General features: G+C 72.6%; 9 protein-coding genes. 1 reads left to right on the forward strand and 8 read right to left on the reverse strand.

The annotated features are described in order from the left end of the window. From IE95_RS20450 to IE95_RS19000, 5 genes are all read right to left on the reverse strand, one after another. Nucleotides 1-172 (reverse strand): NAD(P)-binding protein (locus IE95_RS20450; RefSeq protein ID WP_157283422.1); only part of this gene is annotated, 172 nt, incomplete at its 3' end. A 626-nt stretch (nucleotides 173-798) separates the two neighbouring features. Next, nucleotides 799-1275, reverse strand: coding sequence for an LpqN/LpqT family lipoprotein (locus tag IE95_RS0112640; RefSeq protein WP_164984142.1), 477 nt, complete (start codon nucleotides 1273-1275; stop codon nucleotides 799-801). A 79-nt stretch (nucleotides 1276-1354) separates the two neighbouring features. Beyond that, the gene (locus tag IE95_RS20680; protein ID WP_164984143.1) at nucleotides 1355-2155 is read right to left on the reverse strand and encodes a hypothetical protein; all 801 of its coding nucleotides are present in this window, start codon (nucleotides 2153-2155) and stop codon (nucleotides 1355-1357) included. Continuing rightward, complete coding sequence (locus IE95_RS18995) at nucleotides 2134-3567, reverse strand: WXG100 family type VII secretion target (RefSeq protein WP_036571984.1); 1434 nt, start codon at nucleotides 3565-3567, stop codon at nucleotides 2134-2136. The genes IE95_RS20680 and IE95_RS18995 overlap by 22 nt, the downstream gene beginning before the upstream one ends. Further along, nucleotides 3564-3860 carry a hypothetical protein gene (locus tag IE95_RS19000; protein ID WP_036571985.1) on the reverse strand — a complete coding sequence of 99 codons (297 nt, stop codon included), beginning with the start codon at nucleotides 3858-3860 and terminating at the stop codon, nucleotides 3564-3566. Before IE95_RS19000 ends, IE95_RS18995 begins: the two co-directional genes overlap by 4 nt. Before the next feature lie 230 nt (nucleotides 3861-4090). Between IE95_RS19000 and IE95_RS0112655 the strand changes: the two genes are divergently transcribed. Continuing rightward, nucleotides 4091-5038 (forward strand): hypothetical protein, encoded by a 948-nt coding sequence (locus IE95_RS0112655; protein WP_129429596.1) that lies wholly within the window; start codon nucleotides 4091-4093, stop codon nucleotides 5036-5038. A 174-nt stretch (nucleotides 5039-5212) separates the two neighbouring features. Here IE95_RS0112655 and IE95_RS0112665 read toward each other — a convergent pair whose 3' ends face one another. The 3 genes from IE95_RS0112665 to IE95_RS0112675 all read right to left on the reverse strand — a co-directional run bounded on the left by IE95_RS0112665 (nucleotide 5213) and on the right by IE95_RS0112675 (nucleotide 10616). Further along, nucleotides 5213-5758: a hypothetical protein gene (locus tag IE95_RS0112665; RefSeq protein WP_030151987.1), complete on the reverse strand. Its 546-nt coding sequence runs from the start codon at nucleotides 5756-5758 to the stop codon at nucleotides 5213-5215. Continuing rightward, nucleotides 5755-6051 carry a WXG100 family type VII secretion target gene (locus tag IE95_RS0112670; protein WP_030151988.1) on the reverse strand — a complete coding sequence of 99 codons (297 nt, stop codon included), beginning with the start codon at nucleotides 6049-6051 and terminating at the stop codon, nucleotides 5755-5757. The genes IE95_RS0112665 and IE95_RS0112670 overlap by 4 nt, the downstream gene beginning before the upstream one ends. A gap of 107 nt (nucleotides 6052-6158) precedes the next feature. Next, the gene (locus IE95_RS0112675) at nucleotides 6159-10616 is read right to left on the reverse strand and encodes a type VII secretion EssC family protein (RefSeq protein ID WP_030151989.1); all 4458 of its coding nucleotides are present in this window, start codon (nucleotides 10614-10616) and stop codon (nucleotides 6159-6161) included. Nucleotides 10617-10625: the final 9 nt, after the last annotated feature.

Consider the following 10625-nt stretch of genomic DNA (forward strand, 5'->3'; position numbering starts at 1 on the left):
TCCGCGGATGATCCGGAGCCACCCCGTACCGCACCAAACCAAACGGCGCAGGAAGACGCTCGAACAAGTCGATACCCACCTCGACACCCGACTTCGACAAGATGTCCGCCGCATAGATCCCCGCCGGACCAGCACCAACAATGGCTACACGCAAAGGACGAGAGCTGCTCACAAGAAAGAACGCCTTCCGGTCGAGGAGGGGAGGTCGGCCCGCCGGAGGTGGGCGGACCGGTCACGCGGGCTGTCCGGGTGAGTCCGCGGCCGCCTACGGGAGAACCACTCGATTGTACGACTGAGGTGAACCTTCACACTGACAGCCGATCTCGCCTGATGGAATGGCGTCTCATGATCCGGCTGAATGTTACGGGGCGGTGGGGCGGGTGGCGGCGGTCAGGGGCAGCCTCCGCTCGTGAGCCTCACCTCTCGAAGAGGCGCAGGAAGCGGTTGTCGACGCGAGGCCGCCAGCCGAGAGACCGGAGCGTCGAGAAGACCGGGACCTTGATGGTCGACGGGCTCGCCGACACGGCGGCGAGGTGCGCGACCTCCCGCTGATCTCCGTGAACCGGTAGACCGCGCGTCGGGCGTCGAGCCGCACCACGAGCCGGTACGACCTGGCCGTCCGCCCCGCCCCGAGCAACGAGCGCCACCGGGCCTTCCAGCCCGTCCAGGTCAACGTGACCTGGACTCCGTGCTTCCACTCCTCGACGGAAGCCGCGTACGGCACGTCGGCGGACCCGAGATCCAGCAGGGCCGCGACCACGTCGTCGAGCGGTGCGGCGTCCGCCGCCACCGCTCCGTTCACAGCGTGACGCTCAGGCTGTCCTGGATCGCACGGATCTCCGGCAGCGTGCTCGGCATCTGTGCCCCCGTGCACGACCCCGTCACCTGGACCAGGTCCTTGACCGGCCCGCGGTCGACGAGCACGATCCGCACCGCCTGGACGAGTGCCCCGAGGGTAGGCTCGGCGAAGATCCCCTCGATCCGGAACCCGGCGTTCCCCTGGACCTCGATCTCCGACCGTCCGAGCTCCCTGTACTGCGGAAGCGCGGTCAACCGCGCGACGACCTCGCCGATCGCCTGCTCGAGCGTGTGCTCGGCCCGCACACGGTTGAGGACCGCGATGACGTTCGGCCGGAACCCGCCGTCGGTGGCGTCCTTCGCGAGCGCGAGCGGCAGGCCCACCTCGGGGAGCGGCTGCCAGCCGTCCGGCTGGTCGAGGCTCACCCCTGGGTAGGCGGGGAACTGCTCGCTCGGGAACTGCAGGGTCGACGGCACGGTCACTCCTCTTCGGGGTCCACAGGGCCCGGACAGTCTAGGCGGCGACGCGCCCTGGCAGTCCGGGCCCTGCGGAACGTCAGGACGCCGCGACCTCGCCGACGTCCTGCAGCAGGCCGACGAGGGCACGCCACACGTCGCCGGGGCTCCGCCGTTCGAGAACCACGGGCGTCGCGGGATCCGGGACGTCGAGCCCGAACGGCTCGGCGGGCGCGACACGCTCCCAGAGGCCGTGCTCCCCCGCGTCGACGACCGCGAGCGCGCGGACCGTGGACCGGCCGGGCCCGTGGACCGTCACGCGCCAGGTGAGCCTCGCGGCGTCGAGAACCGCAGCGGCCCCTGTCTCGCCGGGTGACGCCGAGTCGTCGGGCGCCCCCGTGTCGTCGGACGTCGACAGCGCGCCGACCGTCGTGGCGAGGACGTCGGGCAGCGATCCGTCCCCGGTGGCGCCGTCCCGCCCGAGCCCGACCGTCGTGGCGATCCACGGCACGACCATGCCGACGTCGACCGGAAGATACTCTGCCTGCGCCGTCCCGGGCCAGCCCGAGCGCGCCCAGCAGACGGCCTGGCCACCGACCGAGGCGAAGGCGAGGCCGTGATAGACGATCCCGTCGTCGCTGCTCGTCTCGACGTCGACGAGGAGCGAGCTCCCTGCCAGAGCCTGGGCGAGCTCCGCTGCCGCAGGGTCGACCGCGTCGTCAGCGCCAAGCACGCCCGCCTCACGCAGCGCCTCGACGGCGACCTCCAGTCCCTCCTCCACCACGCCTTCCTGGGCCAGCTGGCCCAGGACCGCGAGGTGGTCGGGGAAGAGCAGGAAGCGTCGGCGGCGACGGTCCATCGCCGCGGGCAGCCCCTCGGTCAGTCGAACGGGTTGAGCCACGAGCCGAACTCCTTTGCCTTCTCGACGCCGGCGTCCACCGCGTCGCCCACGACCTCGGTCGTGGCGTTCCATCCGTCTGCGACCATCTCCGCGCCGTTCGCGGCGAGGTCCTCGATCTCGTCCCAGTGCGCGATGATCTCGGTCGTGCCGTAGATCGCTCCCGTGATGACGGCAGCACCGATCGTCACGGGGTTGGGGGCGATCATCGCAGCCGTGAGGCTCACGTTGAATCCGAGCTCCGCGACATCCGCGACGTAGTCGATGCCGTTCTCCTGGAACGCCTCGATCGGGTTGCCCTGCGAGGCCACGTTCACGAGGCTCATGCCCGTCGCGCCGACCGCGCCGACCACGCCCAGCCCTCGCACGACACCGGTGGCCTTCGCGCCCGCGCTCAGACCGGCGCGCAAAGCGCCGGTGTCGGCGGCGGCCGCCGCAGTGCGACCGGCGGCCCAGGGGGTGATCCCGTTCATCGAGCCGGTCACGCCTGACGTGCCGAACGCGATCTGACCGAACCGGTTGAGCCCGTTGAACGTGTTGGTGGCGAGCGCAGGTCCGAGACCCATCCTCATCCCGAGCGCGTTCAGGGGCCGGCTGAGCGCCCCCACCCACATGCTCGACAACGAGTTCTGGGGCAACGGCGGTCTCTGCGCCAGCGGCCCCTGGAAGGTCCAGAACTGCCACAGCTTGACGCTGTTCTTGCCGACGTAGATGCCGCCGGCGACGAGCCCCCCGACGGTCGTCGTCGCCCAGACGGCCGAGCTCAGCGTCCCTTCGTGACCGCTCAGCCCCGGCAGACGCCCGAGGCCGTCCGCGACGATCCCGTTGACGTAGTCCTCGAACGACTCACGGTGCCCGCGCACGAGCACGGACCGCGTGTCCTCGAGCGTGCGGCGGCACGTCAGCGCCGCGGTCGCCAGCGTCTCGCGCGCTCGGTCCGCTGCCGCGACCTGCGCCTGGAAGGCGGCGTGGGCCTCCCAGATGGCCGCCTGGCGCTGCTGCCCGGTGTAGAACGCCATGTCGGGGCTTGTGGCCGCGTCGATCGTCCGCAACGACGACTGGCACGACGTCGCCGCGTCGTCGGCGAAGCCCTGCGCCGAGACGACGGTCGCCCTCGCTGTCTCCAGGGCGTCCGCATAGGTCCGCAGCGCCGCCGCGCCCGTGCTCATCGCACTCTGCGCGCTCTCGACGAGCAGCGCCACTCCTTCCACCGCGACGGGCGCGGCGTCACCCGCGACCCCGGCCCAGTCGCTGCCGAGCGCACCGGCCCGAGCCCGCATGGCCCGCACCGACTCGCCGAGACCGTCGTGCACGGTGTCAAGACCTCGCGCGGCGGACCGCAGCGCCTCAGGGTCGCCCTCGACAGGCTCGAGGTGAGGCGCCGACGGCGCGGGGGCGTCCACGAAGAACGTCACAGGAGGTCCCTCGCCCCGCTCGCGAGCACCCGGTCCTCCTCGGCGTACGCGGCGGCCGCGTCGCCGAACTGCGTCGCAAGCTCCCCCAACGCGATCGCGAGGGCACCTAGCCCTGCTCCCCAGTAGTCGCCGAAGTCGGTCGCGCCGGTGACGACGTGCGCGTGCCCGCCGGCGGCGGCTGCGGCGCCTGAGTGCTGTGCGGTGTCGTCCGCCCGGTCTGCGAGCGTGACGGCGATGGTGCCCAGCGAGGCCGCGGCCGCGTCGATGGCCTCGGTGTCGACGCGAAGCGTCATCGGTCGTGTCCTCTCGTCCGCACGGCTTCCCACCGTGCGACGCCATGGTGCCAGACGTCGGGCCGTCCCGACCATGGGGACCTCTCCCCATGCCCAGAGGATGCTCGGGAGATGGCGATCCGTGCTGCGGGGTGCCCTCTGAGCTTGGCGCGCGAGCAGGACGTGCTCGGACTCGTCCCGAGCAGGAGCGGGGGGAATCCCGACAGGACCAGAGCCGGTAGCCTGTGCTCGTGCCAGACAAGGACGACACGGGCGAGCCGGCTCCTCGAGCGCCTGACGGCCCCAGCGACGCTTCCGACCGGGCCGACACAGCACCACGGCCCCGCGGTTGGCGTCCGCCGCGCCTCGACTCGCTCGTGCCCGGGAACGTCGCCGACCGAGGACGAGCAGCTCTCGCCGGCGTCGAGGCAGCCCGCACCAACATCGACGCGGTCGGCGCCACCCTCCGCGATGCCGGACGCCGGCTCCGCGCACCCGGCGCACTGCTCGGCCCCCCCAGACCCGCAACCGGCGTCCCCACCGCCCCCGCACACCCCCAGCACCGCGAGCAGGCCGAGGTCGCCGCCCTGCTCCCCCGCGCCCTCGAGCTCCCCGTCCCGCAGGCGAACGGACTCGTCGAACCCCTCGGCTGGACCGGAGAGATCTACCTCGTCGGCGAAGGCGCACCGAGCGCTCTCATCCGCCGCCTGCCCCGGAAACAGGCCTCAAGGGGAGTGCGCGCTCTGACTCTGGCCGCAGACCTCGCCGTCGAGACCATCGCGAACTCGTACTCGACGGACGATCAGCTGCGCACCGTCGAGCTGCTCGACCTCGAAGGACAGGTGCTCCTTCGCAGCACGCCGGGAACGCGGCGACGTGGCGACGGCTGGACCGTGCGCGACGTGGCCCTCACCGACGGGACTCCCGTCGCGGAGATCGCCTTCAGCCATCGCAAGGCACGGACCCGCGAGGTCGTGCCTGCTGGCGACGTCCGCGCGACCAGGGTCTCGACCGACCCGCTGGACCTCTACCCCCACGAGCGGCGGGCCGCACGCGTGTGGCGGGAGGACGTCGAGCTTGCCTCGATAACGACCCAGAACGGGGTCGCTTCCCTCACGGTCGGCCCCCTGGACGACGACCAGACCGCCCTTCTCGTGTGGGCAGCGATCCTCTCGTGGTGGGGCGGCGCTGGCTCCTGATCCTGCGCCCGTCGCCTGGCTCCGGGACATGCCACGACGAGTCACCCGCGTCCCCGGTCGGCAGGTCGACGACCCGACAGCCCGACGACGACACGATCCTCACCTGACCCTCGGTCCTCTCCTGGTAGGGCGGAGGCCTCCTCCGGGCCACCAGGGGAGCAGGCCCTCGGTCGGTCAGGCCTGTACGCCCGCTGCCCCGACGAGGCAGACCTGCAAGGCAGCGACGACCTGCTGCGGCTTGCTGCACTGCACCCGCACCCAGCTCCCGTCCGTCAGACGGAGCAGCAGGATCCCGGCGCCCAGGGTAGGCGCGTAGGCCCCACCGACGAGCTTGCCCCCGACGACCGTCGTACCGTCCGGCAGGCGTTCGCCCTCGTGGAGCGGACCGTGCGCCGCGACGTGCGCGACCACGCCCGGGTCGATCGTGGTGGCGGGGAAGTGGTCCCTGCCGGCCCGCAGCCCCGTGTGGTCGACGACGATCTTCTGGTACCGCCGGGTGGAGTACACCGTCAACAGCACGAAGAATCCGACGATCACGCCGATCATGGGCCACACGAGCGCGTCCCACCAGCCACGGATCGCAGCGTCCACGAGGAACGCGACGGCCGTCGGCACCGCGACCCACTTCGCCGCCCGGCCGTACCCGCCGCCCGACTCCCGGTACGGCAGGACGGCCGCCCCGACGTCGGGGCGGCCGTCCGAGGGTCCAGCAGTCGTCACCGGGCGATCGCGGAGCCGAGACGCGCGTCGAGCTCCTCCATCGAGTCCGCGGCGCGCGCGAGGAACGTGTGCATCTCGACGAGTCCCTCGACCGCGTTCTTCGCGCCGAGGTTGAACTGGTCGTAGGAGGCCATGAACTGCGTCGAGGCCTGGTCCGTCACGAAGCCGGACGACACGAGCGCCGTGACCTGCTTCATCAGATCCGCGAGGATCTCGTCGAGGTGCCCCTTGCCGATCTCCAGACGGCCCGCTGCGTCCCGCATCTCGCTGTAGGTGACGTTGACGTTCGCCATGTCGATTCCCGCTCTCTTGATCCATCATCGGCCTCGCGGCCCGTTGTCGTCGCAACCGTACCGAAGGTGCGGTCGCCTGGGTATGGGGAGAACTCCCCACGCGTGCGTCAGCCCATCGGGACGTGTACCCGGGTAGTGCTTCCGCGCGCGATGTAGTAGCCCCGGCCAGGGGGGAACTCCGCACGGGAGACCCTCGGCAGGGAGGTCTTGAGCAACGAGTCGCCCTCGAGCGCCTCGGGCTGCAGGAGCAGCCCACGGCGACCGTTCTTCATCTCGGCGAGCAGGGGCCACGGCGAGCCCCAGCGGGAGGACTCGGCCTCCGCGACCACGAGGCACGAGCCGCGCTGGGCCGCCTTCATGAGCGCGACGAGCGGTGCGTCCGCGGCTGACTGCAGGTACTCGTCGACGCCCTCGACGAAGACGGCGACGGGTCCCGCCGCGAGGTCCTCGGCGACGTCCTGGGCGAGGGCGACGACCTCGTCGACGCTCTGCGCGACCCGGTCCCAGGGCACCGCCGACACCAGCGAGGACCCGGGATGCGCCGCGAGGACGATCCGGGTCTTCGGGGCGGCCCGGACCAGGGACCTCGCGAGCGCCGCGAGCGCCGTCGTCCGACCGCTGCCGACGGGCCCCGACACGAGGAACGTCCCCTCGGGGGCCCAGCCGAGGGCGTCGAGCGTCTCGTCGCCGATCCCCAGCACGGGCTGTCCGTCGACCTCGTCCGGCAGCACGTCGGCCGTGTACTCGTGCGGGAGCGCGCCGATCCTCGGCGCCTGGAGCACCCCGGCCTTGCGCATCGAGTCACCCAGCCGCACGCAGGAACGCGCCTGCTCGGCGGCAGAGGTCGTCCCGCCGATGACCGCGACCTGGGTCTCCGCACCGTCGACCACCGCGCGGCCGGGCGGCGACGACGGGGTGAGCACGTCGCCGGGCACGTCGAGCAGCCCGTACCCGTCGTCCGAGAGGCGGAGCACGACGTTGCGCTGCACGGCCGAGCGGACCGCGCTCGGCACGGCGCCCGCACGGTCGGCCGTGAGCGCCACGTGGATACCGAGCTGTCGTCCCTCGGCGAGCACGTCGCGGAACACGTCGAACCACACGGCCCGGCCCGCACCCTGCTCGAAGTCGTCGCGGAACGCGCCGAAGCCGTCGACGAGCACGAGGATGCGCGCCACGTCCGTCCGGCCCGTGAGCGCCCGGAACTCGGTGATGCTCGACGCGGAGGCCTCCGCGAAGAGCGGGCCGCGGCGGTCGAGCTCGGCGCGGAGCATACGGAGCAGGCGGACCACGCGCTCGACGTCGTCGCCCATGATCACGGACCCGACGTGCGGCAGGGACTCGAGCATCCGCAGGCTGCCGCCCGCGAAGTCGAGGCCGTAGACCTGGACCGCTCCACCCCGGGGCGTGATCCCCGCCGCGATGCCCAGGGTGCGCAGCGCGGTGCTCTTGCCCGCACCGCCCGTGCCGTACACGGCGAGGTGCCCGTCGGCGTCCGGGCGGAAGTACGTCGGCCGCTGGGCCTGCACCTCGGGCAGGTCGGCGACGCCGATCAACAGCTCGGTGTCGGTGCGCTGACGCAGGCGGGCGAGGTCGTAGACCCCGGCGAGCGAGTCGAGCCACGGGCGACGCGGGCTCGGGATCTCGGCGTGCCGGCTCGCCGCCCCGATGCACGCCACGAGGCGCTGCTGGTCGTTGGGACCGAGGTCCGTCTCCTCGGGCACGACCGCGGGCTGCGGCGCGTCCCAGCGGATCTCGCCGCCGAACCGCAGTGCCGCGACCTCGATGCGCAGCGGCTGCGCCTCGTCCGAGGTCCACCCGCCGGCGTAGGCCGACTGGAACGGGCGTACCCTGCCGGGGCCCGTCTTGGCCAGCCCACGCCCCGGGAGCCCGGGATCGAAGTGGGCCGCGTCGGGGGTCCCGACGACGTCGGACGAGTCGGACTCGTCGGCCATCCGCAGGGCGACGCGAAGGTTCGTGTTCGCCCGCAGGTTGTCGCGGATGACGCCCGCCGGGCGCTGGGTCGCCATGATGAGGTGGATCCCGAGCGAGCGCCCGCGCTGCGCGATGTCGACGACGCCGTCCACGAAGTCGGGCACGTCGGAGACGAGCGCCGCGAACTCGTCGATGACGATCACCAGGGCCGGCGGCGCGTCGGGGTCGCCCCGCTTCTCGAGCTCGAGGATGTCCTTGGCCTTCTTGCGGTTGAACAGGTGCTCGCGGTGGTGGAGCTCGGCCCGCAGGCTCGTCAGGGCACGCCGCACGAGGTGCTGCGACAGGTCGGTCACGAGCCCCACGCAGTGCGGGAGCTGGACGCAGTCCGCGAACGCGGAGCCGCCCTTGTAGTCCACGAACAGGAACGTGACCCGGTCCGGGCTGTACTCGGCTGCCATACCGAGCACCCACGCCTGGAGGAACTCGCTCTTGCCCGAGCCGGTCGTCCCGCCCACGAGCGCGTGCGGGCCGTGCGTGCGCAGGTCGAGCTGCATCGCCTCCGACCCGGCCGAGCCGACGAGCGCCCGCAGCCCCCCGGCGCGGCGTCGCCTCGGGACGGCGCCCGGCGTGCGGTCGGTGATCGAGAGGTTCTGGTTCCACCGGTCGATCACGGCCTCGCAGGACGTCGCCATGTCGGGGCCGAGGAGCGTCAGCAGGGAGGCGGTGCGCGGCAGGTCGCTCGCGTCCTCGTCGACGACTCCCGCGTCGAACACCGGTGCCATGCGACGGCCGTACTCGACCGCGTCGGCCGCGTCGACCGTCTCGAGCACGACGTCGTCGACCGCCAGGCCGAGCCGCACCATGCCCACCGAGGCGTGGTCGGGTCCGACCTCGACGTAGGTTCGGCACGCGGCCGGCAGCCCCCGGACGCTGTCGGCGACCCACACGGGGAACACCCCCGCGTCGGGCCCCGTCTCGGCGAGCTGTGCGAGGCGTGCACGGTCCACGTCGACCTCCGAGGACACGAGGACCACGACCGCGGGCAGCGGCGAGTTCGTCCCCTCGACGGGCCCGCCACCGCCCTCGCCGACGCTCGCACCACGCTCGAGCGCGGCGTCGCGGGTCCGGGCCGCGCCTCGACGCGTGGCGCGCTGGCTCTTGAGCCGGGTCCGGATCAGCTCCTCGAGCTGGGCCAGGAGCACGGCGCCGCTGCTGGCGCTGTCGGCGAGGTGGTTGCCCTCGATCGGGCTCGTCGAGGCCGAGGTGTGCGGCATCCACTTGAGCCACTCGAGCGAGCGCGACCACGTCGGCGTCACGAGGGAGCAGACCACGAGGTCGGTGGGCGAGTGCAGCACCGTGAGCTGGACGAGCACGGAGTTGACCACGGGCTCCACGAGGTTCTTGGCCCCGGCCAGCCCCAGCGCACCGGCGTCGTGCAGGTTCTCGACGACGGGGACGCCCGAGACGAGCTCGTGCCGGTCGACCAGCTCGTCGAGGCGCCCCTGGAGCTCTGGGACCATCTCACCGCGCCCCGGCGTCTCGACCTCGTTGCGCGAGGGCATCGAGCCGAGCCCGAGCCGCACGTTGAGGAAGGACCAGTGCTCGGGGCGGCGCGTCCACAGCAGCGGACCGCGACGCAGCCCCTCGGCCAGCGTGAGCGGGGTCGCCGGCGCCTCCTGGAGCCGCGCCGACCGTTCGGCGACCTCCTCGTCGCGCAGCGCGGACCGCAGGCCCTCGAGCCGCTCGTCGAACCTCTTGACGTCGCGCTCCAGGCGACGACGGCGCCGCTGACGCTCGGTCACGTAGCTGCCGACGAGCATGAGGGGGCTCATGAGGATGAACAGGAGCGCGGTCGGGCGCTGCGTGACGAAGAACATCAGGAGGCCCATCACCACCGGGGCGACGAGGGCCAGCGCCGGGAAGGTCTGGGGCTCCTCCTCACGGTTGGCGCTGGGCGCCGTGAACTTCTCCCCCGCGTAGCGCGGCTCGACCTTGGGCGAGCGGTTGAACGGGACGGGACCTGCGACCGGACCGCCGGCGGCGCTGCCGAGCGGGTCGACCACGACGACGGTGTCGCCGAGCACGAGGGTCTGCTGCCGGTCGACGCGCAGCCGGGTGACCAGACCGCCGTCGACCACGATCCCGTTGGCCGAGCCCAGGTCGACGACCTCGGTACGGTCGGACACGTCGATCCGGGCGTGCTTCTTCGAGACGAGGGGGTCGGACAGGACGAGGTCGCACCCCGGCTCCCGTCCCACGACGTAGCGCCCCGCGACGAGGTCGCGCTGCAGCCCGGCGTCCGGCCCGGCCACGACCCGGACGCGGGCCAGCACGTTCTGGACGTCCTGCATCGTGCTGGCGGCGCGGGCCGCGTCCAGGAGGTGCACGACGGCGCCGGACCCGAGCCACGCCTCCGCGATGGGGACGTCGGGGTCGAGGACGACCGACTGCTCCTGCGCGGGGAGCTGGGCGCGCAGGGTGAGCGGTGGGACGTCGACCAGGGACCCCATGTTCCGGGGGTCGCGCACGGCGATCGCGCGGGCGACGTCGCCGACCGTGCTTCCGGCGTCGGCCGTGACGACGATGTCGTCGCTCGTGCCGTCGTGACGCACGAGAGTCATCTTGAGACGCACAGGGACGTG

The organism is Oerskovia turbata (genome assembly GCF_000718325.1).
In the GTDB taxonomy this organism is placed as follows: domain Bacteria; phylum Actinomycetota; class Actinomycetes; order Actinomycetales; family Cellulomonadaceae; genus Oerskovia; species Oerskovia turbata.

What these genes read in the sequence shown, in the direction of transcription:
- IE95_RS19000 (WP_036571985.1), bottom strand. Translation starts at nt 3,860, where the DNA reads ATGACGCTTCGCGTCGACACCGAGGCCATCGACGCGGCCGCGGCCTCG.
- IE95_RS0112670 (WP_030151988.1), bottom strand. Translation starts at nt 6,051, where the DNA reads ATGGCGAACGTCAACGTCACCTACAGCGAGATGCGGGACGCAGCGGGC.